Raw genomic sequence first — 26,798 nt, forward strand, 5'->3', positions numbered from 1 at the left:
GCCCTGCCCGGGCCCCTCACCCGAGGCCGAACGCCTTCATCCGAGCCTTGAGCGTATTCACCGCGATGCCCAGCTCCTGGGCAGCCCGGGTCTTATTACCCTGGTGCTTCTCCAGTGCACCCTGGAGCTCCTCCCGAGTCAGGTCCGCGGGCCGCTTGCGCACGGACGCAGGCAGCGCCGGGATGGTCATCGTCGCCCTGGCCACGGAGGAGGGCTCCACCCCCTCGAAGCCCACCTGCCGTTGGAGCAGATAGCTCTTCACCGCCTCCAGCGTGATGACAGCCCGCCGGTGCTCGATGCCTTCCAGTGACTGGTGCGCCACCTCGCGGGCCACCACCGTCCTCACCGTCGACTCCAGCTCGCGAATCTGCCCTGGCCAGCTCGCCTTCTGCAGAAAGGCGATGGCATCACTGGTGAGCTCGGCGTCGTACTGCTGCTCCACCTTGAGCCGGTGCAGGAAGGCCTCCACCAGGTTCGGAATGTCCTCGCGCCGCTCCTCGAGCGTGGGGAGGATGATGACGTCTCCCGTCGCCAACCGCTGCGTGAGGTCCGGCCGCAGACCGGTCTTCTGGAGCGGCACCTTGGAGGCGGAGATGAGCCGGAATCGAGGGGGTGGCTCGCGGTAGTCCGCGGGAGCCCCCAGTGGGGCCAGGCTGCCCGTGCCCTCCAGCACGTCGATGAGGAAGTCCTGCGCGAGGCGCGGCAGGAACTCCACCTCGTCCAGGAAGAGCGTGCCTCGGTTGGCGCTGTAGAGCTTGCCCACCCGGGAGATGGCATCCGTGAACGCGCCCTTCACGTGTCCGAGCAACTCGCTGGTGAGCGCGTTCGTGTCCTGCGGCAACCGGCCACAGTTGAGGATGACGAAGTTCCCCTCGAGCTGGCTCCGACTGTGGATCTCCCGCGCGATGAAAGTCTTCCCCGTGCCCGACTTGCCCAGCAGGAACACCGGCAGGTGGTGACGGGCACAGACATTGATGGCGCGCTCGAGCCGGAGCGTCTCGGGAGATCCCGCCTGTTGCGAGCGAGGGCCCGCCACCAATCCGTGCGGCACCTCCTCCAGCAGGGTGATGCGGCTGCGGCTGTTCCCCAGCAGGATGACGTCACCTGCCTCCAGCACATGGTCCCTCGAGGCCCTGATGCCCTGAAAGTGCCTGCGCTCGTCTCCCTCTACCTGGACCTCGCTCCGACCCAGGAAGCTGTGGTTGCGCGAGTTGAGGTCGCGGTACACCCAACGGTGATCCTCGCGGAACGACAGCCGCCCGTGCTGCCTCGACACCGCGTCGTGCGGAAACACGACCGTGGACTCGGGCGCCCTCCCGAAGACATACGAGCGGTCCGGGTACAGGGGGACGATCAGCTCCTCAACCCCCTCCCGCTGGACGCGCAGCGCCCTGGGCTCGCGGTAGGGCGCATCCTCCACGTCCTGCTCCGGTGTCAGCTCCCCGAGCACGCTCAACTGACCACCGCTGGTGGAGGACAGGTCCGACGTCCAGTTGACGCGAGGGTCGCGGGAGGGCTCCGTGAGCGCACGGATGGAGATGCGGGTCTTCTCGAGCGAGGGGCCACTCAGCGTCTCCCCTTCCCGCGCCTCCTCGCCCTGCTCATCCCCTGGCCACTTCCGGGTCGTCATGCGTGCCCCCTCCGGACTGATTGCCGTCAACATTGATAGCAGCTTTGATGAGTCACCGCCGACAGGCCCCCGGGGAACAGGCAACGTCCGGACACAAGCCATTGAAATAACTGGGGAATCACACCTCGATGGCTCCCGGCACGCGCCGTGCTCTGGGTGGTGCCCATCAACCGATTGGACCGGTTGATGACCACGCCTCGCCATCAGGAGCACACGTGTTCGTCATCACTGTCAGGCGTATCGGAAAGAACGACAAGCAGACGGGGACGCTGGCGCCGCGCGAAATCAGCATCGGCCGCGCCGCGGGGAATGACCTGGTGCTCGATAACGAGCTCGTCTCGCGCCACCACTGCCGGCTGGTGTCCGTCGAGGGTGGGGCCCTGGTGATGGACGAGGGTTCGAGCAACGGCACCTGGATCAACGGCGAGCCGCTGACTCATCCCTCGTTCCTCACCTTCCACGATGAGCTGGTCATCGGCCCCTACGTGTTGAAGGTCCAGTCGCTCGTCGGACGCTGCACCTCCGGGCGGACCCACCTCCAGGCAGGACTGCTCGAACTGGTCCGGTGGGAGCGCCAGGAACCCGCCCTGAGCCGGGCCCACCTCGAGCGGTTGCCGGTGCGGCTTCCCCGCTTCATCAGTCGATGCCGAGCACCTTCATCCGCGCCTTGAGCGTGTTGAGCGCGACCCGGAGCTCCACGGAGGCCCGGGTCTTGTTGCCCTCATGCTTCTCCAGGGCGCGCCGGATGTCCTCTTCCGTCAGGTCACTGGGGCGCTTGCGCACGGGCACGAGCGTCTCCCTCGAGGGTCGGTGCTCCTGCGTCACCGGCTCGGAGGCCGGGCCTCCAAAACCCAGCTCCCGTTGCTCCAGGTAGGTCCGCACCGCCTCCAGCGTGACGACGGTCCGCCGGCGCACGAGCCCCTCCAGCTCCTGCTGCGCCGCCTCGCGGGCCACCACCGTCCTCACCGTCGACTCCAACTCACGAATCTGCCCCGGCCAGCTCGCCTTCTGCAGGAAGGCGATGGCATCACTGGTGAGCTCGGCGTCGTACTGCTGCTCCACCTTGAGCCGGTGCAGGAAGGCCTCCACCAGATTCGGGATGTCCTCGCGCCGCTCCTCGAGCGTGGGGAGGATGATGAAGTCTCCCGTCGCCAGCCGCTGTGTGAGGTCCTGCCGGAGACCGGTCTGCCGCAACGGCACTTTCGAGGCGGAGACGAGCCGGAAGTGGGGCGGTGGCTCGCGGTAGTCCGGGGCCGCCCCGAAAGGAGCCAGGCTACCCGTGCCCTCCAGCACGTCGATGAGAAAGTCCTGCGCGAGGCTCGACAGGTGCTCCACCTCGTCCAGGAAGAGCGTGCCCCCGTTGGCGCTGTAGAGCTTGCCCACCCGCGCGATGGCCGCCCCGGTAAACGCGCCCTTCACGTGCCCGAGCAGCTCGCTGGTGAGCGCATTCATGTCCTGCGGGAGCCGGCCGCAGTTGAGGATGACGAAGTTACCCTCCACCCCGCTGCGGCTGTGGATCTCCCGCGCGATGAAGGTCTTTCCCGTGCCCGACTTGCCCAACAGGAACACCGGCAGGTGATGGCGAGCACAGCGCTCGATGGAGCGATCCAACTGCACCGTGACAGAAGAGGGCTCCTTCCCCGCACGAGGGTCCGCACCGACGCCTTGCGGCACCTCCGCCAGCAAGGTGATGCGGCTCTTGCCGTTGCCCAGCAGGACCACGTCCCCAGCCTCGAGGACCTGATCGCGCGAGGGGCCCACCCGCTGGAAGTGCAGGCGAGCGTCCACCACCCCCTGCTCCTCCTCGCGCCCGATGAAGCTCCCGTTCTTCGAGTTGAGCTCCCGGTACACCCAGCGCAGATCCTCGCGGAATGACAGCCGCCCGTGCTGCCGCGACACCGCATCGTGCGGGAACACCACCGTGGACTCGGGCGCCCTCCCGAAGACATACGAGCGGTCCGGGTACAGCGGCACCAGCAAGTCCTCGACGCCCTCCCGCTGTACCAACAGGGCCTTGGGCTCGCTGTACGGCGCTTCCCAGCCCAGGGCCCCCTCCGGGCCGGCCTCCGCCTCTCGGGGCTCCCGAATCACCCGCTCGTTGCGCGTGTCGAGGTCCAGCTCCGGATCGTCCACACGGGTCGAGGGGACGGCCTCGTGCGTCCAGCTACGTGAGAGCCGCCTCGGAGGAGAGGGCGGCCCATCGTCACCGGTCGTCATGCGCGCTCCCGAGTGCGACTTCACTGTCACGATTGATAGCAGTTTTGACAGGCATCCGCCCCCGGACCCGGGTATAGGGGGCGCACACCGGGCCCTGAAATGCCCGGATGTACGGGGCACCCTGTAAAAGTCCACGGTTGGCACGCATCGTGCTTGGTATTTTGGGAGCTGCCGGGCGGTGGACCGGCCCCCCAGACAGAGGAGCACGCGTGTTCAACATCACTGTCGGGCTCATTGGAGAGAGCAACATGAAGACGGGCACGCTGTCATCGCGGGAGATTGCCATCGGGAGGGACCCGACGAACGATCTCGTGCTCGACAGTGGGAGCGTCTCACGCACCCACTGCAGACTGGTCGCCATCGAGGGAGCCGCCATCGTGCTGGACGAAGGCTCGAAGAATGGAACCTGGCTCAACGGGAGACCGGTCGCCCATCCGTCCGTACTGAAATTCGAGGACGAGCTGGTCATCGGCCCCTACGTCCTGAGGGTGCAGTCGCTCGTCGGCCGGGGCCTCTCTGGGGTGCAGGAGGTGGGGGGTCAGCTATACCCGGGGCTCCTGCCCGAGTCTGGTGAGCGCCAGGAGAACACGGTGGTGTCCCGGGGCCTGTCCACGCTCGAGGAGCGGCGGCAGGCGCTGCGCTGGTTGATGCTCGAGCAGGGCAATGATCCCCGCTTCGACGAGGTGCTGCGCCTGGCCCTCAAGGACTCTGACCTGGAGGTGCGGATGACAGCGGTGCTGGCCGCCGCCCGGCTGCGGGCGCGAGAGGTGCTGCCCGCCCTCCAGTCCTCCGACCTGCCCACCTTGCTTCAGGAGGTGGATGAGCCACGCGAGCGCCGCTTCCTCGAGCAGCTCTGGCAGGGGGTCATTCGATACCTCCAGGAGCGCCGGCACCCAGGGGATAGCGTGCCCGGGAGGGATCCGCTCCGGCCGCTGTGGCGCCTGCTCGCCGGCGATCTGGAGGTGACGGACCCCGCGTCGATGCTGCTGCACGCGCTCACCACGCCCCTGGCCATGGGCAAGACGCCCCGGCAGTTGCCGCCCGGGGTGATCCAAAAAGATGGCCGCTTCTACCTGGAGCGCTCGGGGCTGCCACTGCGGTGGATTGCCCCCGTGGAGCACCTGCTGGGCGCCAACCCCGTGCGCCAGGTGACGTCCCCGGGCTTCTTCGTGGCCCAGGTCCCCGTGGATCGTCCTCTCGCGAAATGGGTGGGTAACCCGCTACCCACCCGTGTCGTGCTTGACCACGAACAGGTGTGGCTGGGCTCCTTCAAGGAAGCCGAGCGGCTGTGCGAGGAACTCTCACGGATTGAGAACACGCACATCCGCCTCCCCAGTGCGGATGAGTGGGAGATGGCGGCCCGTGGGACGGATGGAAGGCGTTACCCATGGGGGAACCTGCCGCAGGAAGACTGGGAAGAATGTGCCTCACCGTGGGGAGTGGAGTACCTCGTGGGGGACGTGCCGGAGTGGACGTTGGAGCCGGAGACGGGCACGCAGCTGCTGCGCGGCGGCGTGGAGGCACGGACGTGGGTGCGCCACCCCGTCTACCCGGGCGAGGAGGAGTTCGCCGCGGCGCTGCGCCCCATCATCCCCGGCGTCTGAGGGCCTCGGGCGCGAGGGCTACAGCTCGCGTCCACCAGGACACAGTCCGCGTTCCCGAGCCCGCTGCTGTGCCTCGGGACCCGCGGTGAGCCACTCGCGGACTGCGTCCACCCGGGCGCGCAGCGCGGGGCTGTCCGCCGCGTGCTCCAGCCTCGCCACGTCCTGGTTCGTGAGCGCCCAGCTCAACGGGGCCGTCTCGCCAAGCTCGAAGATGGCGGTGGTGAAGAAGCACGGCTCGTTCACGTTCAGCTCGTCCTGCACCAGGCTCAGCAGCTCGTCGTTGCGGAAGGACATGCTGGACTCGCGCGCCCGCAGCACCGCCTCCACCGGGGACGTCAGCCCATCCATCAGTTGGCTCTCCGCGACCACCTGTAGCTTCGTGCGCCGGCCATTGCCCAGGTGATCTCGAATCTGGATGAGCACCACCCCCGAGGTGCACTCGAGCACCCACTCGCGATGCGTGTGCAGCCACTGCACCGCCAGGTCCACCCCGTAGTTGTCGTAGTAGCCCGCATCCACCACGCGAATGCGCGGCGAGGTGGGCAGCGAGCCCGCCGGGCTGACGTAGGGGAACGACGCGCTCATCCGCGCCGCGGCCGCCACCTCGAAGGCCCGCTGCTTGAGTGGGAAGAGCTGGAAGAGCTGCACCCCCGAGAGCGACAGCCGGGACAGCGCCTTGCCCCGGGGCTCATCGCCGTTGCGCTCCACCACCAGAGAGCTCGCTTCCGACGACGTCAGCGCCGACAGGTCCAGGTTGCTCACCAGCAGCCGCCGCCCGTCCTCCACCAGCATGGGCGTGTACACCAGGGAGGGAAGCCAGCCCTCCGCCTCGCCCGAGCGCAGGTCCCCGAAGGTGCGTCCCAGCAGGCCGTCCGTGTGCCGCACCCAGGCGCTCTCCAGCGCTCGCCCGCGACCCTCGCCGAAGGGCAGCAGCAGCGCGATGGCCGCCGAAGACAGACTGTCCTGCTGCATCATCGTGGGCAGGGACTCGGGGCTCGCCAGGCCTCCGGGATGGAGCCCCGCCACCCACGTGCCCGCTCCCACCATGCCACCCGAGGCCCCGGTGACGAGACGCACGTAGCGGTGGAAGCCCGGCACGCCCTCCGGCCCCTGCAGCTTGGAGAGCACGTGCGCCGTCCACGCCGCGGCGCGGATGCCCCCGCCACTCGTCGCCACCAGGGCGAGCCGAGGCCTCGGCCCCGGCTCGCAGCGCGGCCCCGCCTGCCCTGAAGCGAGCCGCACCTCGCCTGGCGAGGGCCACACCGCACCCGGAGGAGGCTCCGCCCGCATCCGCGCCAGCCACGCGTTCAGCACCGCCCCGTCTCCCAGCAGCCCCGCGTCCTGGGGAGAGGCGAGGCTCGCTCCCGCGTATGCGGGCGGCTGGGGCAGGGACAGCTCGTCATAGGAGGAGACGTCCGAGCACCCTCGTCCAGCGAACACCACCAGCACGCCCGAGAGGATGAGGGCGCCCAGGTTCCGCTCGGGGAAGAAGAAGCAGATGGCCCCGTAGATGGCTCCGCACAGGCCGATCGCCACGCAGATGACCACGGCCGGCGACACCCACCCGTGATTGCCCGTGATGGACACGTGCGCGGCCACCAGCAGATAGCCCAGCAGGAAGATCGCCAGCAGCCCGCCCTGCAGCACGTGCAGCACCACGATGTGCGTCGAGCGCCTGCGGAAGAACGTGGCCTCGATCCACCGCAGCCAGCGGTGGCGCTTCCGGTCCGACTCGCACCAGCGCTGCAACGCCTCGGCGCCGCGTGTGATCAGCAGCATGGCTCCCACCGCGGCCAGGACACCGAAGAGGAAGGCGAAGTGCCGGTCGATGAGGCACGGGATGCTGAGCACCACCAGCCAGGCGGGATAGGTGCCGGTGCTGAAGAGGTACCAGCGGATGGTGGGCGGAACCCCACCCGGCTTGCCCCGCCGAGGCGACAGGGCCCACTCCTCGTCCGCGTCCAACAGGTAGCCGATGAAGCACAGCTGCCCCAACAACATCGCCGCCATGAAGGCCGCGATGAACGTCACCCGGGGCACGTCGTGGAAGAAGAGGCTCGGCAGTCCGAGCGCTTCGAACCCACCCCAGACGATGCACACCGGCAGCGCCTGGAACACGAGCAGCAACGGGTAGCGACCCAACCACTCCACCAGCGGACGCAGCGGTTGCGCCGTCTCGCCGCGCCACCAGGACCGGACCCGTTCCAACGCCATGACCCCAAGCCTGCCTCAGAAGGGCCCCCGCCCGGAAACGTGGGGGCACCCGACTGTTCACAGCCCGGCCGGCTCCAGGGCGAGCCACCGGCGCTCCACCGCGTCGAAGGGCTCGGCATGAACCTGCTCGTCCCCCGTGTGAGTTGCCACGAGCAGCCAGCCGTTGGCCCCTCGGCTGGGCACCTCCTAACAGATGACTGCTCGGGTCAGACGGACCGCCGCGTCGCATCTGGGCGCTGCACCACAGCAACGTTCCACACGCGACGCTGGTCACGGAATGCGCTGACGGGCTGAACGGAGTTCCCCTACTGTCCGGGCGCCTCTCATGCGCTTCGACCTCGTCCGTCCGGCCCTCGTGACCTGCGCGCTGCTGCTCGGCTCCGGCTGCTTCCGCCTCACCGCGGGAGACAAGACCCGGGAGGTGTTCCAGCCGCCTCGGCGCATCGACCCAGCCGCCATCGCCCTGCCCGCCGACTACCGCATCGACCCCATCGCCACCGGCCTCACCTACCCCACCTCGGTCACCTTCGACGCCCAGGGCACGCCTTACGTCATCGAGGCAGGCTACTCCTACGGCGAGGACTTCACCGAGCCACGCCTCTTGCGCATCAACCCGGACGGCACCCACACGGTGGTGGCCACGGGCGCGCAGCCGCCCTGGACAGGCGTCGTCTTCCACGAGGGCGCCTTCTACGTCGCCGAGGGCGGTACCCAGGGAGGTGGCCGCATCGTCCGCATCACCCCGGACGGAACGCTCACCCCCATCGTCTCCGGCCTGCCCAGCCTGGGAGATCACCACACCAACGGGCCCGCAGTCGGTCCGGATGGAGCGCTCTATTTCTCCGTAGGCACTGCGACGAACTCAGGCGTGGTGGGGCCGGACAGCTCGAACGCGGAGAGCATCAACTGGATGTCGCGTGCCTCCGAGTTCCACGACATTCCCTGCCGCGACGTCATCCTGCGCGGACTCAGCTTCACCAGCCCTGACCCCCGCACGCCCGACCCGGACGACCAGACCACCACCGGCGCTTTCGTCCCCTTCGGCACGGCCACGAAACCGGACCAGGTCATCCGAGGTCGACTGCCGTGCTCCGGCGCCGTCTTCCGGCTCGCGCCTGGTGCCACCGTGCCGGAGCTGGTGGCGTGGGGCTTCCGCAACCCGTATGGCCTCGCCTTCTCTCCAGAGGGCCAGTTGTACGTGACGGAGAACGGCTACGACGAACGCGGCAGCCGCCCCATCTTCGGTGCCGGGGACTACCTCTGGGCGGTGGAGCCCGGACGCTGGTACGGCTTCCCCGATTTCGCCGGGGGCCGCCCCGTCAATCAGGAGTGGTTCAAACCGCCCGACAAGGACCATCCGCCCCAGTTCCTCCTGGCCGAGCACCCTGCCCCACCACCGCAACCGGTGGCCCTCTTCGGTGTGCACTCGTCCTCGAACGGGCTCGACTTCTCGCGCGGCGGCGCCTTCGGCTACGGCGGGCAGGCCTTCGTGGCGCAGTTCGGCGACCAGGCCCCCGACACAGGCAAGGTGATGTCGCCGGTGGGCTACAAGGTGGTGCGCGTGGACATCAGCACCGGCGTCGTCCAGGACTTCGCCGCCAACAAGGACCAGGGCAATGGCGGCCCGGCCTCGCACCTGGGCACTGGCGGGCTCGAGCGCCCCATCTCCGTGCGCTTCGACCCGGACAATGGTGCGCTGTACGTCGTCGACTTCGGGGTCATGTCCGTCCTCGGCAAGGACATCCAGCCCCACCGGAGCACGGGCGTACTCTGGCGCATCACGCCCACCGGCAAGAAGGAGGGCCCATGAGAGCCACCGGCTGCCTGTTCGCGCTCACCACCCTGGCGACCCTGGCCTCCACTGGCTGTGGCCCTGCCCGCCGGGGAGTACCCTTCGGACCACCTCTGCAACTCACCGAGCGGCAGAAGCAGGGGCAGGCCCTCTTCATGCGCGAGTGCAACGGCTGCCACCCGGGAGGAGCAGGGGGCCTTGGCCCAGGCATCGCCAACAAGCCGCTGCCGGGCTTTGCCATGCGCACGCAGATCCGAAAGGGAGTGGGCGCCATGCCCGCCTTCACCGAGCAGATGCTCAGCGACGCGGAGGTGGGCGCCATCGTCGACTACCTCAACGCGCTCCAGGAGACGCCGGGGCCCCTGTGAGGGGCAGCAGCTCGCCCAGCCGCTCGATGCGGACATCCCCGTCCAGCCCCAGCCCCACGAAGCGCACGCCCGCGGCCTGGGCAGCACCCCGGTCGAAGCGAGAGTCCCCCACCATCAGCGCCTCTCCTGGCGTCACCCCCAACTGGCCGAGCGCGTACAGCACCAGGTCCGGCGCCGGCTTGGCGTGGACCACCAGGTCCGAGCACGCCAGCACCTCGAAGAAGTCGAGCAAGCGCGCGGCCCCGAGCAGCGCCCGAGCGAGCGCGGACACGGTGTTGGTCACCACCGCCCGGCGCAGGCCGCGCGAGGCCAGGGAATCCAGCAGCTCGCGCGCGTCCGGGTTCACCCACACCTCACCGGCATAGGCGGGCAGGTGCTCCACGTAGAAGGCATCCAGCTCTGCGGGGGTGCAGCGCAGGCCGAAGACGCGCACATCCTCGGCCGTGCCCTGCCCGAAGGTGGGCGCGAACTCCTCGCGCGTCACCGGGCTGCCCCGGAAGCGCCGTCCCGCGTCTTCCAACACCCGCAGCCACGCCTCCTCGCTGCGGATGAGGACTCCATCCATGTCGAACAGGACCGCGCTCAGGGACATCTCAGGCCTGCGGTTCCTGAGCCTTCTTGTGCTTCTCGATCTCCCGGCGCACCTCGTCCATGTCCAGCGCGCGCACCTTGCCGATCAGCTCCTCCAGGGCCGCCGCCGGCAGCGCTCCGGCCTGCTCGAAGAGCAGGATGCCGTCGCGGAAGATCATCAGCGTGGGGATGGAGCGGATGCGGAACATGCCAGAGAGCTCCGGCTGCGCGTCCGTGTCGATCTTCCCGAAGATGACGTCCTGGTGCTTATCGGAGGCCTTCTCGAAGATGGGAGCAAAGTTGCGGCAGGGACCGCACCACGCTGCCCACCAGTCGAGCATGACGATGCCCTGCTTGGACACCGTGGCCTCGAAGTTCTCCTTACCGATTTCCATCGTGGCCATGGAGGCCTCCTAGCGGACTTCCAGCAGTTCCACTTCGAAAACGAGCGTCGAGTTGGGCGGAATCACGGGCGGGAAGCCGCCGGCGCCGTACCCCAGCTCGGGGGGGATGGTGAGCTTGCGCACGCCGCCGACCTTCATCCCGGCCACGCCCTTGTCCCAGCCCTGGATGACCTGGCCCGCGCCGAGCCGGAAGGAGAAGCCCTGGCCGCGATCCCTGCTGCTGTCGAACTTCGAGCCATTGGTGAGGGTGCCCACGTAGTGAACCGTCACCGTCTTGCCCGAGGTCGCCTCGGCGCCCGTACCCACCTTCACGTCATCCACCTTCAAGCTCATGCACTGTCTCCCGTGAAAGGCCCCACCTTAACGTGCTGGTGGCACGCGCGCTGCTCTCTCGGAAGGAAAAACGCGGCGCGGTGCCCACTCGTCGAGGCACCGCGCCGCTGGACTGTCATGCCGCCATCACACGGGCAATCTCAGAAGGTACCGCCGATGTTGAGGGTGCCCTGGTAGCTACCGTTAGTGAACTCGCTGCTGTCCACGCCGGGGGCGAAGTCCTCGCTGAGGAGGACGTTGTAGTTGACGCGCGCGTCGGCGGTGAAGTCACCAAAGTGCGTGCGCAGACCGGCACCCAGGGGGATGCGCGAGCTGGTGTCGTCCGTGAAGCCGAGCCCCTGGCCGTTGCGGATGTTGTACCAGTTCATGCCGAAGCCGCCGAGCAGGTAGGGCTGAATGGGAGCCGCGGTCAGGCCGAGGGTGAGGTTGGCCACGGCGCCGTTGCGCACGATGTCCGGACCGCTGCCGCCCACGTCCGTATCCAGGTTGTTCACCGCACCGCTGTAGCCGAGCTCGAGGCCGAGCACCTTGGTGGGCTTCAAGGCGGCCACCACGCCCACGGTGGCGCCGGGGTTGATTTCAGGAGCGAGGCCACCGGTGTAGCCCTCCACGCCGGCACCGACGAGCACGGACACTCCGCGCATGTCGCCCTTCTTCTGGCCCTGGTCTTCCTCCTTCACCTCGTAGCCGGAGCCGCCGACGGCCTCTTCGCTCGGAGGGATTACGACCGCGCTCGGCGGGGGTGTGGCCTCGCTCGGCGGGGGTGTGGCCTGGCCGGTCTCAGGCTGCAGCGAGGACGGCTCGTTGCCCTGCATCTCACCGCTGCCGCCAGTGGCCTGGCCCTGCACCGGAGTGCAGTAGAGCGTCATGCCGCCCTGGCCCTGAATGGGGATGCCCGGCTTGGGCTGCACGGGCTGACCAGGCTGCATGGGCTGACCAGGCTGCATGGGCTGACCAGGCTGACCGACCTGGCCCGAACCACCCACGCCCTCCTCTTGCAGGCCGGTGTCGGGCACCGGAGCGACGTCCTCCTGGTCGAGGATGATGAGATCATCCTGATCGGTGTCACTCAGACCCGAGCCGCCGAAGTTGTCCGGGGACGTCTGCTGTCCCTGGGTGTTGTCGGTGTTCGTGTCGTCCACGTCCTGGGCCATCGCGGCATTGCCGTAGATCAGCGCGGTCACGAGCCCAGCCAGAATCTTCACTTTCATCCGAACCTCCGTCCGTCGGGTGGCTGACGAGAAGTTCATTACCGGGAAGATCCGAGGCAAGGCTTGAAGCAAGAGCCGGGATTGAGCCGTGACCTCGACCGGGAAGCATCCAACCGGGCGAGGTAGGGATGGCGAGGGCGCGGAGCGTGCGCAGCTTAGAGGACAGCGCCTCTACCCCTTCGTCCAGTCGCTGCTGGTGACGACGGGAAGCTGCAGCGCACGCTCACGGTCCAGGTCCAGGTTGCCGATGTGCAGCGACAGCGGCGCCTGCACCCACTTGTAGATGGACTGGAGGAAGAGCCGGGTGAACTTCTCCACGTAGCCGCGCAGCCGCGCGCTCTCCACCTCGGGGAACATGGCCTCCAATGCGGCCTGCATCTCCGAGGGGACCAGCTTCTCTCCCGCGAAGAGATAGAAACAGGCGTCGAGGATGGGGAAGGGCATCAGCTCCTCTTCGCCCACCTGGTTGTGCGCCAGCTCCGGCCCGGCCGGCTTGGCCAGCACCTTGCGGATGCCCTCGTAGCCCGTCTGCTCCAGCAGGTAGTCCAACAGGAACATGACGACCGTCTTGGGCACGTTGGCGATGACGGCCAGCGCGCCCATCAGGTCTCCACCCGTGGTGGTGTAGCCCACGGCGCGCTCGCTCATGTTGCCCGTCTGCAGGAAGAGGCCACCGCTGGAGTTGGACCAGTTCCACATGCGCTGGGCGCGCAGGCGGGCCTGGATGTTCTGCTCGGTGATGGGCGTCACCTCGGCGCCCGCGAGCATGGTGTGCGCAATGGACAGCTCGCGCTCGAAGGCCTCCTCGATGGGGACCACCAGGAAGGACACTCCCAGCTCCCGAGCGATGGTCTCCGCGGCCTCGCGGGTGGCGTCGCTGGAGTAACGGCTGGGCATGTAGAAAGCGCGCAGCAGGCTGCCGGGGTTGTCCGGCCGCACACGCTTCGCATAGCGGTGGGCGATGAGCAGCGTCAGCAGCGAGTCACGACCACCCGAGAGCGCGATGCCGATGACCTTGAAGGCGCGCGTCTTCTCGAAGTAGTCGCCGACGCCCAGGGAGAGCGCATCGAGGATGTCCTCGCACAGCGCCTCGCGCGGGGTGCGGCGCGTATCGGGGCCCGGGAGGAAGAAGCTGCGGTGCGCGGGCACGGGGTAGCGCAGCTTCTCGCGCCGGCTGGTGAAGGCCGCGGTGCAGTCGATGGTGGGCACCTGCTTGCCGCCCTCGCGCAGCCACGCCTCGCGGTCGCTGCGCCAGGTGGTGTTCTCCGCGCGCAGGCGCAGCGTACGGTCCAGGTCCACCACGGCTGCGGCGAAGCCTTCCTGGAAGCGCGGCTCCTCCAGCACGGGCTTGCCGTTCTGGTTCAGGAAGCCACCGCCGTCGAAGATGATGCCGTCGTTGCTGCCCAGCGCGTTGGAGTAGGCGACGGTGCACTGGTGGTCCGAGGCGCGCGTGGCGAGCAGCTCGCGCCGGGTGTCTCCCTGGCCCACGCGGAAGGGCGAAGCGGACAGGTTCACCACCAGCTCGGCACCCGAGTAGGTGCGCCGACGCATGGGGGCCTCGGGGCTCCAGATGTCCTCGCAGACCTCGGGGGAGATGAGGCCGAAGTCGAAGCGGAAGATGTAGTCGCCGAAGGGAACGCCCCGGAACTCCTCGCGCATGCCGGGGTAGCCACGCGAGAAGGTGCGCCCCTCGTAGAAGATGTTGTAGGTGGGCAGCTTCTCCTTGGGCACCAGGCCGAGGATCTTCCCGCCCGCCACGAGCGCGGCGCAGTTGTAGCGAAGGCCCTGGTGGTTGATGGCCACGCCCACGAGGAACACGGTGTGCAGCGAGGCCGTCTCACGGGCGAAGCGCTCGAGCTGCGGCCACTGACGCTCGACGAAGCCCTGCCACTGCACCAGGTCCTCAGGAGGGTAGCCACCGATGAGCTGCTCCTGGAAGACGCCCAGGGTGACGTCATCTGCAGCCATCCGGCGCGCCAGGTCGAGCGCCTTGTCCACGTTGCGTCCGAAGGCGCCCACGGTGGTGTTGACGCTGGCGAGCCCAATCTTCACGAGCCGCATGGAACGTGCTCCTCCCTACGAGTTGGTGGAGCGCTAGCAGACGCCCGGCGAGGGCTGCACGCAAGGGATTCGGTGGGAAAGCTCAGTTCAACGGCCCCACCGGTTTGACCGGACTGAGGCGGGCGATGAGTTCCCCTACGTCATCCATCACCGATCGCAGCCGGGTGCGAACATCCAGCTCGCACAGCAGCTCCTGGCGACGCTCCGGCTCCGGGACGACGGCGGCGGCCACCACGTCCGCCAGGGCGCCCCCTTGGGAGCGGGCCACCACGGGTAGCAGGTTCTCCGCGAAGGAGGCGGGCACACGCCCGGCCAGCTCGAAGACAGCCTGGCGAAGCCTCTCTTCCTCGGGCCCCTGGTATTCGGCATCGGGCAGCAACTGCACGCGCACCTCGCGGTACAGGTTCTCTCCCTCTCGCTCCTCGAGCAGGCGAGCGCGGGTGATGCCCTGCAGGAGGATGTTGTAGCGCCCGTCCCCCAGCTCCTCGTGCCAGATGATGAGCCCGGCACACATCATGGGCTGCATGGGAGGCCGCTCGCCATACTGCCCCTCCCAGCCGGGCTGCAGCTGGGCGAGCGCCATCACCTTGTCTCCAGCGAGCGCATCATGGACGAGGGCCCGGTAGCGTGGCTCGAAGATGTGGAGGGGCAGGGCCGCGTGCGGAAAGAGGACCGCCGAGGGCAGCGGGAAGACCTTCAGCGCGTGGGTGGTGAGGGCAATGCGTTCAAGGGCCGTCGTCATGGAAGGGTCACCGTAGCCCGGTAATAGCGACGGGGTGAACGCGGCGCATCCCCAGCCGCCAGGCAGGCGTCAGCCCTGGGACGGAAGGCTGGTAAAGTCCCCACATTCCGCTAGGGTGCGCGACCCGATGTCCGACCCGACTCCCGTGGCCGCTCCTCCCGCGACTCTCTCCTGGTATCGCCGTCTCTACCTGCGCGTGGAGGCGCTGTCCTCCACGAAGCACGCCGTGGCCGCCATGCTGCTGGTGTCCGTGGTGGATGGCTCCGTGTTCCCCATTCCGCCCTTCGCGTTGCTGGTGCCCATGGTGCTCGCCCAGCCGCAGAAGTGGCTGCGTTACGCGGTGATGGGCACGGTGGCCAGCCTCTTCGGTGGCTTCATCGGGTACTACCTCGGAGACCTGCTCCGCCAGGGCGCCATCAGCTTCCTGGAAATCGACATGAACATGCGCATCCAGCGCTTTGGCATCGACGCCACGCTGGGCGAGCTGCTGGGGCAGAACTTCTGGGCGCTCGCGCTGCTGTGCTCGGTGCTGCCCACCCCCTTCAAGGTGGTGGCCATCGGCAGCGGCATGGTGGGCGTGCCGCTGGACCGCTTCTTCCTGGCGGCGGTGCTGGGGCGCTCGGTGCGCTTCCTCCTGGTGTCCGGAGTGATGCGCTACTTCGGGCCCACCGCGCGCAAGTGGCTGCGCGTCTGAGCTGCACTTCCGGGGCGCCTCTCCCCGAGGCGCTTCAGGCCGCCGAAGGGGTGGTGGCCAACGCTTCGTCGATGGTGGCCAGCAGCTCGTCGGGCCGCACCGGCTTCTCCAATATCCGGTTGCGCACCGAGCGCACGAAGTCGCGCGTGGCCTGGGTGTAGGCGCCGCCGGAGATGAAGACGAGCCGCTCGGCCAGCTCCGGCACGTGCGCGCGCAGGTGGGCATAGACGTCCATGCCCGTCGTCCCCGGCATCTGCAAATCACACAGCACCAGGTCAAAACGCTGACCCTCGTTGACCCACGCCAGGGCCTCGGCCCCGCGCGTGGTGACGAACACGTCATGCGAGGGCTCGATGAGCATGCGCATGGACTGGGCCAGGCGTGGCTCGTCGTCGATGATGAGGATGCGTCGGCGCGGCGAGGTGACAGGCACGGGCGTGGGCGCCGCGGGCAGGGGCGTCTTCGCGGGCCGCCCCTCAGCGGAGGGCAGGAGGACGGTGAAGCTGGAGCCCTTGCCCTCCTCGCTGCGCACGCGCAGCTCGCCGCCGTGCGCCTGGATGATCTGCTGACAGATAGCGAGTCCCAATCCGGTACCCTCCCCCGACGACTTGGTAGTGAAAAACGGGTCGAAGATGCGCGCCAGCACGGGCGGGGGCATGCCACAGCCCGTGTCGGTGACCTCCACCAGGGCGCGACCCGTGTCATCGCGGCCGGTGCGCACGCGAACCTCGTGATGCTCCGGGTTCCCCTCGGGGATGGCCTGCAGCGCGTTGACGAGCAGGTTGAGCAGCACCTGCCCGAGCCGCGCCTCGCTGCCCATGACCCGAGGCGGATGGCCGAAGTCCTCCACCAGCCGGGCCCGGGGCCGCACCGCATGGGCCGCCATGCGCAGCGCGGGGACCACCACCTCGTTGACGTCCAGCATCGCCCGCTCCTCCCCCTGCTGCCGGCTGAACACCTTCAAGTCGCGCACGATGACGCGGATGCGCTCGGCGCCCTCACGGGCACTCTCCAGGTTGACCTCGGCTTCGGCGAGCCCCGCTGGTCCCCGGGCCAGACTCTGGGCCACACCCTCCAGGTTCAGCATCAGATAAGCGAGCGGGTTGTTGATTTCATGACCCACCCCGGCGGCCAGCGTGCCCACCGCGGCGATGCGCTCGGCGGACACCAGCTTCGCCTGGAGCTGCTTCTGCTTCGTCATGTCGCGATAGGTGGCCACGAAGTAGAGCACCTGGCCCTCCGCGTTGCGCACCGGGGACAGCTGCACCTCGCTGTGCACCCGCGAGCCGTCCTTGTGCGCCAGCACCACCTCGCCGCGGAAGAAGTCGCGCACGAGCAGGGCCTCCTCCAGCCGCTGCTGCACCTCCGGCTCTATACCGGTTCCACACAGCTCCCGGGGCGCGCGGCGCGCCAGCTCCTGATGGGAGCAGCCCACCATGGCGCGGAAGGACTCGTTGGCGTACACCAGCTGGAGTTCCTCGCCCGGACGCAGCTCGCAGATGAGCACGCCCTCGTGCACGCTGCGCACGGCCGTGGCCAGCAGCTCCAGCTGTGCACTGGCGCTCTTGCGCTCGGCGCGGGCCGCCGCCAGCTGCAGGCCGGTGAAGGCGATGATGGCCAGGAAGAGCTGCAGCTCCAGCAGGTCCACCGTCCGCCCGTCCTCCCGCGAGATGAACGCGCCATGGCCCGCGACGGTGCCCCAGATGGACGCCACCGCGATGAAGAGCGTGGAGAACGCCGCCCCTCGTGAGCCGAAGCGCAACGCCGCCCACACGCCCAAGGGGAAAAGGAGGAACACCTGGGCATAAGCCAGGGGCGAACCCCGATTGCCACCGCTGAAGGCCCACAGAGCCACCCCCACGGTGATCACCGCCAGCAGCAGCGCCTCCCGCCAGCGCGGCTCCGGGCGCGGCCGAGAGAGCAGCAGCAGGACCGGCCCCACCACCAGGGCCCCCATGGCGTTGCCCAGCCACCACACCCACGCCGTGAGGCCGATACCGGTCCAGGCCACCTTGCCCGTCAGCACCAGGCTCAGAGAGCCCACCAAGGCACTGACCAGCGTGCACGTGGCGGCCGTGGTGGTGAGCGCCAGCACGTCCTGGGTGCGGGAGAGCGAGGGAGAGAAACCGAGGCGCCTGAGCAGCAACGCGCCCAGCACCGCCTCCAACGTGTTGCCCACCCCCATGGCCAGCGTCGCGGCGGGAGGTACGGAGCCGAACCACAGGATGGAGGTGCAAGCCGCCACGAAGATGACCGGCCAGCGGGACACTCCGAGGAGGACCAGACCCGCCAGCGACACGCCGGTTGCGGGCCACACCGGGCTCGCCGCGCTGGCGATGGTGGCCTGTGTCAGGCCCAGCCAGCAGGAGGCGAGATACACGACCGCCAGCGCGAGCATCTCGGCGATACCCCGCATGCCAGATGACGACGAGCGGTCGAGGTGCTGTGGATGCGACGGAATGGTGGTGCCCCCCATACACGCGCTGGCCAGCCAGCGGTGTTGACGCGCCATGCTATCCCGCCCGGAGCGCGCGGAAAACGTCCTCCGTGATTGCTCCTCTGCCCACCAGACAGATGAGCGAGCGAAATTCACTCCCCGTCCCGGGGATGCAATGGGCCGGCACGACCTTCGTAGGAAGGGGCAAGGAGGAAATGAGACACATGTCCCGCCCTGGTATCGCCGCCGTGCTGTCGTTCTTCATCCCCGGACTGGGTCAGATCTACAACGGTGACATCCTTCGGGGCCTCTTCTGGCTCATCTTCACGCCGGGCTTCTGGCTGGGCACCGGCGGCTTGCTCGGCTGGGTGTGCCACATCGTCTCGGCGGCCACCGCGCACAACCGCGCCGAGGACAAGGACAGGGCGAGGGGCTACCCCTCCCGTGTCAGGGTCGTGTAACGGCCCGAGGCATGCCGGAGAGGGCCTGGAGCAGCTCGTCCGACGTCCGGACGAGCGCCCGGGCTCCATGCGCCTGGAGTTCCTCCACGTCGCGGAAGCCCCAGGTGACCGCCACGCTGTACATGCCGGCGGCACGCGCGGTGTTCATGTCCACCCCCGTGTCGCCGATGAAGGCGCAGTCCCCGGGCTCCACGCCCAGCTCGGCCGCGATGCCGAGCGCCGCCGTGGGGTCCGGCTTGCGAGGCACCCCGGCCCGCTCACCGTAGACGGCGCAAAAGCGCACGTCCGGGAGCAGGCTCTCCACCAGCCGCCGGGTGGCCGCGTCAGGCTTGTTGCTCAGCACCGCCAGCTTCACGCCCTCGCCCTGCAGCCGGGCGAGCACCTCGAGCACGCCGGGAAAGGGCCGGGTGTGGTCCATCATGTGCTCTGAGTAGAAGGCCTTATAGGTGGCCAGCACTGCCTCGTGCAGGTCTTCGCGGTCCGCGGGGACGGCGCGGGCCACGAACACCCGAACGCCCTCGCCCACGAAGCTGCGGTGGCTGGCCACCGGGTGGACAGGCAGGCCATGGGTGGCGAGTGCGTGGTTCATCGCCACAGCGAGGTCATGCAGCGAGTCCAGCAGGGTCCCATCCAGGTCGAAGAGCGCGGCGCGCAGGTGCATGTGCATACCCCCTGGAAACACCAACGCCCCGGCCCGGACAAGTCCGGAGCGCGGGGCGCAGGCACGTCAGGCCGAGGGGCCTGGTGTCAGGGGGTGGCGGCGGCCGTGGGAGGTTCGGCGCCAGCCTCGCCCTTCTGCAGGGTGGCGAAGTTGATGTTGTTGTAGCCAGCGCTGGCGCAGCTGAACATCACCCGCTTGATGATGGAGAACTCCACGTCCTTGTGGGCCTGGATGTTCACGTCACCCTTGAAGGCGTTGGTGTTGCCCTCGGCCATGGAGTGGAGGTCCTCGAACTGCTTCTTCATGTCCCGCAGCTTCTCCTCGAGCGCGGGGATGTTGAGGTACTCCTCCTTGACCAGGTCCGGGACCCGGCCCACGACGGTGCCGGAGATGGTGACCTCCTCGCCGGAGACCATCACCACCGGGTGCATCTCCACTTCCTTGACGTTGACTGCCTCGGGCAGCTGGATGTCCTTGGTCATCATCAGCACCTCGCCCGTCGCCGAGAAGTTGGCGATGAGGAAGAGCACGATGATCACGAACATGTCGACGAGCGGCGTGATGAGCACGTCCGCGTTGCCGCCGTGCTTGCCATGCACGCCGTGGCCGAACACCTTGGAGTGTTGCAGCCGCTTGCCGTAGCGCTTGCCGGGAACCTTGATGGCCATGGTGGATGCCTTCCCTAACCCATGATGGCGGACACCGAGACCTGAGGCAGGCCGGCGCCGATGCACTGGTCGATGATGCGCACCAGGTCCTCGTAACGGACCTTGTCCTCGGTCTGCAGCGTGATGGCTGACTGATCCGGGAACTGCGCCTTGAGTTCCTTGAAGCGGGCCACCAACGGCGCCAGGTCCAGCTTGCCGTTGCTACCGCGCTTGGCCTCGATGGGCGGGAACTCGCTCTGGTCCGCCGCGAGCCGCAGCTCGGTGGGCGTGACGAATAGCGTGAGCTGGACCGTCTTGGTCTGCTCTTCCTGTTTCTGCTCTTCCTCGGTGGCCGGACCACCGGCCTGCGCCACCTGGAGCCGACCAATCTGGGTCCAGACAGCCGTCATGATGAGGAAGCTGATGGTCACCGCCATCAGGTCAATGAAGGGGGTGAGGTTGATGGCAACGTCGAGTGACTTTTTGCCTTTACCTCCCCCCAGATCCATTCCGCCGGCCATGGCACTCTCCTTCCGCCCGCGCTCGCTACGACGTTCAACGAAGAAGGGCGCGCGTCATACCCACCGACAACGCGCCCGAATTCCAGGTTCCCTGTAGGAGTGAACGACTACTCCTCAGAGTCCCGGGCGGAGGCCGAGACGGTGGCGTTCTTGAACTTGTCGCGGTTGTTCACGATCAGGTTCAGCACGGCAACGCTGGTCTCGTTGATGTCGTTGACGATGGAGGTGGCGCGGCCCGACAGGATGGAGAAGGCCACGACGGCGGGGATGGCCGTGAGCAGACCGAAGCCGGTGCAGTTCATGGCTTCAGAAATACCGTTGGCGAGAATGGTGGCCTTGTCGGCCGGGTTCACGTTGGCCACGGCCTCGAAGCAGGAGATCAGACCGGACACCGTACCGAGCAGACCGGCGAGCATCGCCGCGTTGCCGAGCATGGCGAGGTAACCGGTGCGGGCCTCGATCTTCGGCGTCTCCCGCAGGCTGGCCTCGTCGAGGGCGGCCTGGACCTCCTCCTCGCCCTTGGGAACGTTCATCAGGCCGGCCTTGATGACCTGGGTGAGCGGCGTCTGCTTCTGGCCGGCCACGTAGTTGATGGCCTTGTCCAGGTCACCGGCGTAGATGTGCTTCTTGAGCCCGCGCAGGAAGGCGTCCTTGTTGATGGAGGCCTTACCGAACAACACGATGCCGCGCTCGATCATGATGGCCAGCGCGAACACCAGGCAGACGGCGATGGGGTACATACCCCACTGACCCGCCTCCCAGCGCATGGCGACCTCCTCGAAAAACGAGCGCTGGGCGCCGTGACCGCCGGCGTTGGCGAGGATGGTCAGATTCGTCAAAAACCCCAGGTTCATCGCTTATTGCCTCCAGAGAGGGGCGTGCCCGACATGGCGGGCCTTGCCAACCGGCTGGCTCCCCGTACGGACTCCCACACGGTTTGCATGCCGGGAATGGCATTGAATGGACGCCGGACTTTAAGAACGGCGGTCATGGAGTGTCAAGGCACGCTCCGTGCTCTTAGTTGCTGAAATCCCACAGGAATTTTGCGATCGGACACCGCCAGGACGGCAGGTCTGGTGGCAGACGGACGGATCATTTCGTGCTGCGTCGCCTGCTTGACGGACCCGGGGGGGGAGGCTAAGGGCGGCCGATCATGGCCCGAAAGCGGATCGGCGAGCTGCTCCTGGAGAGGGGGGCGATCACCGCGGCCCAGTTGGAAGCGGCACTGCAGGCGCAGCAGCGGACCCACCAGCGGTTGGGGGCCGTGCTCGTGTCACTGGGTGCCATTACCGAGAAGACCCTGGCCCACGCGCTGAGCGAGGCCCTGGGGGTGCCCGTCATCGACCTGGCGGCCCGAGCCCCGGACTGGAGCGCCATCCACCTGCTGCGCTCGCGCTTCTGCGAGCAGCATGACCTGTTCCCCGTGGCCCTGGAGAGCGTGGGCGGGCGCCGGGTGCTGGTGGTGGCCATGGCCGACCCGCTCGACTCCGCTGGCCTCCAGGAGATGGAGTTCACCACGGGGCTGAAGGTGAGCCCCCGCGTGGCGCCGCTGTCCGCCGTGCGCACCGCCATCCAGCGCTACTACCACCGGCCTGCCCCGAGCCCGGCTCCGGCCTCCACCCAGGCGCCGGAGCCGCTTCCCAACGCCCTGGAGGACGATGTCGAGGAGATCATCGTCGGCGAGGAGCTGCCCCCCGGGGAGAACACGCGCCGCGTCTCGCTCGAGCAGCTCATCCAGGAACGAGAGCAGCAGCAGCGGCTCAAGCGCGGCCAGGCACGGCCTACCGGGACCAGGCCTGCCGGGGACGTCAGCGCAGAGCTGGATTCGCTCTTCGGCAATGCGGCCCCGACCGAGCCCGTGGACCGGGTGGAGGAGCTGGAACGCAAGTTCTGGGCCCTCATGCGCATCATGGCTCGCAAGGGACTCCTGACGAACGAGGAGTTCACCCGCGAGCTCGATGACGAGTCGGAGAGCTGAGCGGAGCTGAACCGCACGGGGGAACCCGGGAGCCGGGCCCCCTCACCCCGACCCTCTCCCGGGGGGAGAGGGGTTGGTAATTGGCTTGGGGTGGCTCGCTTGGGCTCAGTCGGCCAGCGGCAGGTGCACGATGAAGGTGGTGCCTTGGCCTAGCTCGCTCTCCACGTTCAACCGGCCCCCGTGCTTCTCGATAATCCGCTGCACGATGGAGAGCCCCAGCCCCGTCCCCTGCCCCTCCGTCTTCGTCGTGAAGAAGGGCTCGAAGATGCGCGACAGGTTCGCCGGCTCGATGCCGCTCCCCGTGTCCTTCACCCACACCACCGCGTCCCTCCCCTCCCGCATCGTCCGCAGCCACACCTGCCCGCCCGGCTTCATCGCGTGGCACGCGTTGGTGATGAGGTTGACGAACACCTGCTCCAGGTTGGCGGGCACCGCCGGCAACGGCGGCAGCTCCCCGTAGTCGCGCTCCACCTTCACCTTCGCCTGCGCCACCACGTGCTCGCAGTAGCCCACCGCCTTGTCCAACAGCGCGTTGAGCTGCACCCGCTCCACCTTGTCCTTCGCCGGCCGCGCGTAGGACGTCAGGTCCCTCGTGAAGCGCAATATCCGCTGCCCGCTCTCCTGTATCTTCCGCAGCTTCTCCGCGTCCGCCGCCCCCGCGCTCCCCATCATCATCGCCCGCTGCAACAGCGACTCCGAGTACGCCACCACCGCCGTCATCGGGTTGTTGATTTCGTGCGCCACGCTCGCCGCCAGCTGCCCCATGGACGCCAGCTTCTCCGCGTGGATGACCCGCTGCTCCAGCTGCGCCACCACCGTCACGTCCTGCCCGATGGCCATCACGCCTTCCACCTCGCCCTGCGAGGTGAGCGCCGACGAGGTCGCGAACGAAGCCCGCGCCTCACCCGAGCGCGTGCGCAGCCGCAGCTCGAAGTTGGGCACCGCCTCGCCCCTCAGGGCCGCCGCCAGCACCGAGGCCAGCCGCAGCTGCTCGTCCTCGGGCACCAGCGAGAAGACGTCCTGCCCCAGCACCTCCTCCTTGCTGAAGCCCGTGAGGCGGCTGATGGCCTGGTTGAAGACGACCACCTTCTTGTCCCGGTTGGCCACCAGGATGAGCGCGTTGGCCTTCTCCAGCAGTTCCTCCAGGTACTTGCGCACGAACGTCAGCTCGTCGATGAGCTTGGCGTTCTTCACCGCCACCGCTACCTGGTTGGCCAGCTGCACCAGCACCCGCTCGTCCTGCAGCACGTCCGGATCCTCGCGAAGCGAGGCCGGGTACTCCAGGTTGATGACGCCGTAGAGCTGCCCACTGGCCACCAGCGGCGCGCTCACCCCGCCCGTGCTGCCCTCGAAGAGCAACGGCACCAGCGCGGCCACCACCACCCGCCCCGCCGGAATCGACTCCGCCGTCAGGTGCATCTTCTCCACCGCGGTGCGCTTGAGCACCAGCGGCTCGCGGGAGCCCTCCTTCAGCCGCCCCTCGGCGTACAGGCTCGTCAGCACTCCGGTGCGCGCGTCGATGATGCGGATGCAGAAGGAGCGGCCGGGGAACAGCTCCTTCACCCCGCGAGCCACCGCCGCCACCAGCTCCTCCTCGCTGCCCGCCTCGGCCACGCTGCGCCCCAGGTCCAGCAGCACCCCCTCGGTGCGCGCCTGCTCCAGCAGCGCCTGCTCCACCACCACCAGCTGACCGCGCATCAGCTCGGACTCGCGCCGCCCCACCACCGACAAGGAATCGCCCCGCCGCGCCAGCTCCATCACCACCACGCCCCCCTGCGGCAGCGGCACCTCCACCACGCACCCGGCCCCGTCCTCGGGCAACCGCCGCGCCTCCGCCAACCCCTCCATCATCTGCTCCACCGTCAGCCCATGGTCGAAACAGAAGCGCGCGAAGGCGTTGTTGCCCAGCAGCAACCGTAGCTGCGTGTCGCAGAGCGCCGCCGGCAGCTCCACCGTTTCGAAGAAGGCACGAAAGGCTTCCGCGGAGGGGCCCTCCGGCACGGGCAGGCGACGCGACTCAGTCGTCATGGGAGCTGGCCTTGTCGAGGTCCACTATCTGCTGGGACCCCATGTAGGCTTTCGTCTCGTAACGGGTGATGCGGCCAATCTTCCGGACGATCTCCGCCATCCGCTCGGCCTCGCGGTAGATGATGTCCACCGGCTTGTAGGAAGTGTCCTCCTCCTTCAGCCTGCGCTTGAGCAGCTCCGCGTAGCCCATCACCGAGGTGAGCGGCTGGTTGAGCTCGTGGGCGGCGGTGCCGGCCAGCGCGACGATGACTGCGTTCTTCTCGCTCTCCTCCAGGCGCGTCTCCACGTCCGACAGCTTGCGCTCCAGCTCCATGCGGTCGCGCAGGTCGGTGAAGATGCCCACGCTGGCCACCTCGCGGCCGCCCTCGTAGACGATGGAGGCCGTCATGTTCACCGGCACCAACTGCCCGAGCCGGTTGACGACGTCCTGGCGGCACACCGACAACCGGCCGCGCCCACCGAGCTCCGGGCTGCGCAGCTGCTTCATGATGCGCTGGGCCACTCCATTGGGGTAGAGCTGGTTGACGTGCATGCCGCTCAGCGCTTGCGGAGCACCGTAGCCAAAGAGGGCCTCGGCACCCTTGTTGAAGAGGATGATGCGGCCCTGCATGTCCGCAGCGACGATGGCGTCCACCGAGGAGTCGATGAGCCGCTCCAGGAAGTCCTTGGTGTGGCGCAGCTCGTCGGCCAGCTGGCGCGCCTGCGTCACGTCCCGGAAGGAGAGAATGATGGCCCGGCGGCCGTCCTCCAGAGGGGCCGCCGAGAAGCTCAGCGTGAGGCGCCGGCCATTGGGCGCACGCACCATCAGGTCCACGTCCGAGCGGGACTCACCCCGCCGCGCCGCCGTCACCAGTTCCATCAGCACGGACTCGTCCAGAGGCTGCGTCACGTCCACCAGGTGGCGGCCGTACGCGCTCTCGGAGGGTGTTGCCAGGATGGCCTCGCCCGCGGGGTTGAGGCTGAGCACGCACGCCTTGTCGTCGAGGATGGCCACGCCCTCGCGCACGTTGGCGAAGAAGAGGTGGTACGTCTCGAGCGACGCGGCCTTGGCCTCCGCGGCGATGCGCGCCGACATCTCGCGCTCGGTCTGCCCCCGCACCGTCTGCAGCAGCGAGGCGTTTCGCAGGGCCACCGCCGTGGCATGTGCCACCGTGTTGAGGAAGTCGATCTCATCCGGCGCGAAGGTGCGCCGATCCCCTCCCGAGGCCCGTAGCAGCAGCACCCCGCGCACCTCGCCCCGGATGTGCAGCGGCAGCGCCGCGAGCGCCTGGATGCCTCGCGCGGCCACCTCGTTCTGCACGCCCTCCAGCAACGGGTGGTGGGAGGCATCCTCCACGATGACGGGCTTGCCCGTGCGCGCCGCCTCGCGCACTTCTGGGTAGCGCTCCAGGTCGATGCGCACGTCCTCCAGGTTGGGCGCGTCGCTAGCGGCCACCACGCGCGCCCCCTCTCCGTGCCGGTCCAACATCACCAGCGCGGCGCGGCTGACTCCGAGCCGCTCGGCGAGTCGGCGGGTGACGTCATGGAGCAGCGCCTCCACATCGAAGCTCTCGGCGTAGTCCGCGGTGAGCTCGACCAGCAACGACAGGTCCTGCTGCCGCCGCATGAGCTCCTGGTGCTCGCGGTGGCGCTCGGCGACGCGCCGCAGCCTCCAGGCGAGCTCGGAGGGCTGGCCCCCGGCTGTCATCACCTCCGAGGGCTTGAGCGACTCCAGGACGGAGAAGGACTCCTCGCGCGGTTCCACGAGGGCCACCAGCGCGAGCCTCGCTCCCGCCGGCGTGGCGAGCAGCGCGTTGAGCGCAGAGGACCCCTCCGGAGTGGTGAGGTCCACCAGGCCGATGGTGGCCCGCTCCGGCGTCTCCACCACCCGCAGGCCGGCCAGGGCCACAGCGCGAGCGAGCGGCTCACGCGCGGCCGAAGCCGCGGGCACCAGGACGACGCCAAGAGATGGCTCGTGGAGAGACACGCCCCCGACTCTACCCCGGCTCCTGCCGCAGGGGCAGTCCACGACCCGGATGCCGCTGTCCGGTGGCGAACCGCGGGCCGGCCACCTCCTCGACACCCAGGCCTTTTCCACCGGGCGTACGTCCCGGCACCCGGTGCACCACGGGAGGCGGCGCCCCCCCGAAGAGAAGTAAAGATTACCGCCAGGAGAAGCTCCCTCCCTGTCCTGGCAGACGAAACACGAACGCCCCGGCCAGAAGGGCCGAGGCGTCTAGGAGAGG

At 68.5% G+C, this 26,798-nt stretch carries 24 protein-coding genes; 7 read left to right on the forward strand and 17 right to left on the reverse strand.

Translation table 11 applies throughout. From position 1 onward, the window contains the following. Positions 1-16: 16 nt before the first annotated feature. Positions 17-1,630 carry a sigma-54-dependent Fis family transcriptional regulator gene (locus OV287_RS48830; protein WP_267540950.1) on the reverse strand — a complete coding sequence of 538 codons (1,614 nt, stop codon included), beginning with the start codon at positions 1,628-1,630 and terminating at the stop codon, positions 17-19. 215 nt (positions 1,631-1,845) lie between these two features. Between OV287_RS48830 and OV287_RS48835 the strand changes: the two genes are divergently transcribed. Continuing rightward, positions 1,846-2,301, forward strand: coding sequence for an FHA domain-containing protein (locus OV287_RS48835; protein ID WP_267540951.1), 456 nt, complete (start codon positions 1,846-1,848; stop codon positions 2,299-2,301). On the opposite strand, the gene OV287_RS48840 is transcribed toward OV287_RS48835, so the two are convergent. Further along, a complete protein-coding gene (locus OV287_RS48840) occupies positions 2,267-3,847 on the reverse strand; it encodes a sigma-54-dependent Fis family transcriptional regulator (RefSeq protein ID WP_267540952.1) in 1,581 nt (526 codons plus the stop codon). The genes OV287_RS48835 and OV287_RS48840 overlap by 35 nt on opposite strands. Positions 3,848-4,056: 209 nt before the next feature. Between OV287_RS48840 and OV287_RS48845 the strand changes: the two genes are divergently transcribed. After that, a complete protein-coding gene (locus OV287_RS48845) occupies positions 4,057-5,451 on the forward strand; it encodes an FHA domain-containing protein (protein WP_267540953.1) in 1,395 nt (464 codons plus the stop codon). 18 nt (positions 5,452-5,469) lie between these two features. Here OV287_RS48845 and OV287_RS48850 read toward each other — a convergent pair whose 3' ends face one another. Both OV287_RS48850 and OV287_RS48855 read right to left on the reverse strand, forming a co-directional pair. Beyond that, the gene (locus tag OV287_RS48850; RefSeq protein WP_267540954.1) at positions 5,470-7,665 is read right to left on the reverse strand and encodes a patatin-like phospholipase domain-containing protein; all 2,196 of its coding nucleotides are present in this window, start codon (positions 7,663-7,665) and stop codon (positions 5,470-5,472) included. Positions 7,666-7,722: 57 nt separating this feature from the next. Then, positions 7,723-7,848, reverse strand: coding sequence for a hypothetical protein (locus OV287_RS48855; RefSeq protein WP_267540955.1), 126 nt, complete (start codon positions 7,846-7,848; stop codon positions 7,723-7,725). 142 nt (positions 7,849-7,990) lie between these two features. Between OV287_RS48855 and OV287_RS48860 the strand changes: the two genes are divergently transcribed. Together OV287_RS48860 and OV287_RS48865 are read left to right on the forward strand one after the other, a co-directional pair. Further along, positions 7,991-9,475, forward strand: a complete 1,485-nt coding sequence (locus OV287_RS48860; protein WP_267540956.1) for a PQQ-dependent sugar dehydrogenase — start codon at positions 7,991-7,993, stop codon at positions 9,473-9,475. Continuing rightward, on the forward strand, positions 9,472-9,825 hold the full coding sequence (locus OV287_RS48865) for a c-type cytochrome (RefSeq protein WP_267540957.1): 354 nt from the start codon (positions 9,472-9,474) through the stop codon (positions 9,823-9,825). Before OV287_RS48860 ends, OV287_RS48865 begins: the two co-directional genes overlap by 4 nt. Here OV287_RS48865 and OV287_RS48870 read toward each other — a convergent pair. The 6 genes from OV287_RS48870 to OV287_RS48895 form a co-directional block, all read right to left on the reverse strand. After that, on the reverse strand, positions 9,791-10,417 hold the full coding sequence (locus OV287_RS48870) for an HAD family hydrolase (RefSeq protein ID WP_267540958.1): 627 nt from the start codon (positions 10,415-10,417) through the stop codon (positions 9,791-9,793). The genes OV287_RS48865 and OV287_RS48870 overlap by 35 nt on opposite strands. Before the next feature lies 1 nt (position 10,418). Next, positions 10,419-10,799: a thioredoxin gene (trxA, locus tag OV287_RS48875; protein WP_267540959.1), complete on the reverse strand. Its 381-nt coding sequence runs from the start codon at positions 10,797-10,799 to the stop codon at positions 10,419-10,421. 9 nt (positions 10,800-10,808) lie between these two features. Further along, positions 10,809-11,132, reverse strand: a complete 324-nt coding sequence (locus OV287_RS48880; RefSeq protein ID WP_267540960.1) for an FKBP-type peptidyl-prolyl cis-trans isomerase — start codon at positions 11,130-11,132, stop codon at positions 10,809-10,811. A 140-nt stretch (positions 11,133-11,272) separates the two neighbouring features. Next, on the reverse strand, positions 11,273-12,343 hold the full coding sequence (locus OV287_RS48885) for a hypothetical protein (protein ID WP_267540961.1): 1,071 nt from the start codon (positions 12,341-12,343) through the stop codon (positions 11,273-11,275). 171 nt (positions 12,344-12,514) lie between these two features. Continuing rightward, positions 12,515-14,404 (reverse strand): NAD(+) synthase, encoded by a 1,890-nt coding sequence (nadE, locus tag OV287_RS48890; protein WP_267540962.1) that lies wholly within the window; start codon positions 14,402-14,404, stop codon positions 12,515-12,517. An 82-nt stretch (positions 14,405-14,486) separates the two neighbouring features. Beyond that, entirely contained in the window at positions 14,487-15,146 is a 660-nt protein-coding gene (locus tag OV287_RS48895; protein ID WP_267540963.1) for an LON peptidase substrate-binding domain-containing protein, read from the reverse strand. Positions 15,147-15,273: 127 nt separating this feature from the next. Between OV287_RS48895 and OV287_RS48900 the strand changes: the two genes are divergently transcribed. Next, positions 15,274-15,840 carry a YqaA family protein gene (locus tag OV287_RS48900; RefSeq protein ID WP_267540964.1) on the forward strand — a complete coding sequence of 189 codons (567 nt, stop codon included), beginning with the start codon at positions 15,274-15,276 and terminating at the stop codon, positions 15,838-15,840. A gap of 34 nt (positions 15,841-15,874) precedes the next feature. On the opposite strand, the gene espC is transcribed toward OV287_RS48900, so the two are convergent. Continuing rightward, entirely contained in the window at positions 15,875-18,352 is a 2,478-nt protein-coding gene (espC, locus tag OV287_RS48905; RefSeq protein ID WP_267540965.1) for a serine histidine kinase EspC, read from the reverse strand. 149 nt (positions 18,353-18,501) lie between these two features. On the opposite strand from espC, the gene OV287_RS48910 reads away from it, so the two are divergent. Beyond that, positions 18,502-18,738 carry a hypothetical protein gene (locus OV287_RS48910; RefSeq protein WP_267540966.1) on the forward strand — a complete coding sequence of 79 codons (237 nt, stop codon included), beginning with the start codon at positions 18,502-18,504 and terminating at the stop codon, positions 18,736-18,738. Here OV287_RS48910 and OV287_RS48915 read toward each other — a convergent pair. From OV287_RS48915 to OV287_RS48930, 4 genes are all read right to left on the reverse strand, one after another. Next, a complete protein-coding gene (locus tag OV287_RS48915; protein ID WP_267540967.1) occupies positions 18,725-19,399 on the reverse strand; it encodes an HAD family hydrolase in 675 nt (224 codons plus the stop codon). The two genes, OV287_RS48910 and OV287_RS48915, sit on opposite strands and share 14 nt — an antisense overlap. 86 nt (positions 19,400-19,485) lie before the next feature. Further along, positions 19,486-20,067 (reverse strand): ExbD/TolR family protein, encoded by a 582-nt coding sequence (locus OV287_RS48920; RefSeq protein WP_267540968.1) that lies wholly within the window; start codon positions 20,065-20,067, stop codon positions 19,486-19,488. Positions 20,068-20,081: 14 nt separating this feature from the next. After that, positions 20,082-20,567, reverse strand: coding sequence for a biopolymer transporter ExbD (locus OV287_RS48925; RefSeq protein WP_267540969.1), 486 nt, complete (start codon positions 20,565-20,567; stop codon positions 20,082-20,084). Positions 20,568-20,674: 107 nt separating this feature from the next. After that, on the reverse strand, positions 20,675-21,421 hold the full coding sequence (locus OV287_RS48930; RefSeq protein ID WP_267540970.1) for a MotA/TolQ/ExbB proton channel family protein: 747 nt from the start codon (positions 21,419-21,421) through the stop codon (positions 20,675-20,677). Positions 21,422-21,720: 299 nt separating this feature from the next. Here OV287_RS48930 and OV287_RS48935 point away from each other — a divergent pair, with 299 nt between their 5' ends. Further along, entirely contained in the window at positions 21,721-22,545 is an 825-nt protein-coding gene (locus tag OV287_RS48935; RefSeq protein WP_267540971.1) for a GspE/PulE/PilB domain-containing protein, read from the forward strand. A 105-nt stretch (positions 22,546-22,650) separates the two neighbouring features. On the opposite strand, the gene OV287_RS48940 is transcribed toward OV287_RS48935, so the two are convergent. Further along, positions 22,651-24,573, reverse strand: coding sequence for an ATP-binding protein (locus OV287_RS48940; protein WP_267540972.1), 1,923 nt, complete (start codon positions 24,571-24,573; stop codon positions 22,651-22,653). After that, positions 24,563-26,539, reverse strand: coding sequence for a PAS domain S-box protein (locus OV287_RS48945; protein WP_267540973.1), 1,977 nt, complete (start codon positions 26,537-26,539; stop codon positions 24,563-24,565). Before OV287_RS48945 ends, OV287_RS48940 begins: the two co-directional genes overlap by 11 nt. Positions 26,540-26,798 lie beyond the last annotated feature (259 nt).

Origin of the sequence: Archangium lansingense (genome assembly GCF_026626635.1) — a bacterium.
Taxonomy (GTDB): domain Bacteria; phylum Myxococcota; class Myxococcia; order Myxococcales; family Myxococcaceae; genus Archangium; species Archangium lansingense.

What these genes read in the sequence shown, in the direction of transcription:
- OV287_RS48840 (WP_267540952.1), bottom strand. Translation starts at nt 3,847, where the DNA reads ATGACGACCGGTGACGATGGGCCGCCCTCTCCTCCGAGGCGGCTCTCA.
- trxA (WP_267540959.1), bottom strand. Translation starts at nt 10,799, where the DNA reads ATGGCCACGATGGAAATCGGTAAGGAGAACTTCGAGGCCACGGTGTCC.
- OV287_RS48940 (WP_267540972.1), bottom strand. Translation starts at nt 24,573, where the DNA reads ATGACGACTGAGTCGCGTCGCCTGCCCGTGCCGGAGGGCCCCTCCGCG.
- OV287_RS48850 (WP_267540954.1), bottom strand. Translation starts at nt 7,665, where the DNA reads ATGGCGTTGGAACGGGTCCGGTCCTGGTGGCGCGGCGAGACGGCGCAA.
- OV287_RS48880 (WP_267540960.1), bottom strand. Translation starts at nt 11,132, where the DNA reads ATGAGCTTGAAGGTGGATGACGTGAAGGTGGGTACGGGCGCCGAGGCG.
- OV287_RS48885 (WP_267540961.1), bottom strand. Translation starts at nt 12,343, where the DNA reads ATGAAAGTGAAGATTCTGGCTGGGCTCGTGACCGCGCTGATCTACGGC.
- OV287_RS48920 (WP_267540968.1), bottom strand. Translation starts at nt 20,067, where the DNA reads ATGGCCATCAAGGTTCCCGGCAAGCGCTACGGCAAGCGGCTGCAACAC.
- OV287_RS48900 (WP_267540964.1), top strand. Translation starts at nt 15,274, where the DNA reads ATGTCCGACCCGACTCCCGTGGCCGCTCCTCCCGCGACTCTCTCCTGG.
- OV287_RS48915 (WP_267540967.1), bottom strand. Translation starts at nt 19,399, where the DNA reads ATGCACCTGCGCGCCGCGCTCTTCGACCTGGATGGGACCCTGCTGGAC.
- OV287_RS48910 (WP_267540966.1), top strand. Translation starts at nt 18,502, where the DNA reads ATGTCCCGCCCTGGTATCGCCGCCGTGCTGTCGTTCTTCATCCCCGGA.
- nadE (WP_267540962.1), bottom strand. Translation starts at nt 14,404, where the DNA reads ATGCGGCTCGTGAAGATTGGGCTCGCCAGCGTCAACACCACCGTGGGC.
- OV287_RS48895 (WP_267540963.1), bottom strand. Translation starts at nt 15,146, where the DNA reads ATGACGACGGCCCTTGAACGCATTGCCCTCACCACCCACGCGCTGAAG.
- OV287_RS48935 (WP_267540971.1), top strand. Translation starts at nt 21,721, where the DNA reads ATGGCCCGAAAGCGGATCGGCGAGCTGCTCCTGGAGAGGGGGGCGATC.
- espC (WP_267540965.1), bottom strand. Translation starts at nt 18,352, where the DNA reads ATGGCGCGTCAACACCGCTGGCTGGCCAGCGCGTGTATGGGGGGCACC.
- OV287_RS48860 (WP_267540956.1), top strand. Translation starts at nt 7,991, where the DNA reads ATGCGCTTCGACCTCGTCCGTCCGGCCCTCGTGACCTGCGCGCTGCTG.
- OV287_RS48925 (WP_267540969.1), bottom strand. Translation starts at nt 20,567, where the DNA reads ATGGCCGGCGGAATGGATCTGGGGGGAGGTAAAGGCAAAAAGTCACTC.
- OV287_RS48930 (WP_267540970.1), bottom strand. Translation starts at nt 21,421, where the DNA reads ATGAACCTGGGGTTTTTGACGAATCTGACCATCCTCGCCAACGCCGGC.
- OV287_RS48870 (WP_267540958.1), bottom strand. Translation starts at nt 10,417, where the DNA reads ATGTCCCTGAGCGCGGTCCTGTTCGACATGGATGGAGTCCTCATCCGC.
- OV287_RS48830 (WP_267540950.1), bottom strand. Translation starts at nt 1,630, where the DNA reads ATGACGACCCGGAAGTGGCCAGGGGATGAGCAGGGCGAGGAGGCGCGG.
- OV287_RS48865 (WP_267540957.1), top strand. Translation starts at nt 9,472, where the DNA reads ATGAGAGCCACCGGCTGCCTGTTCGCGCTCACCACCCTGGCGACCCTG.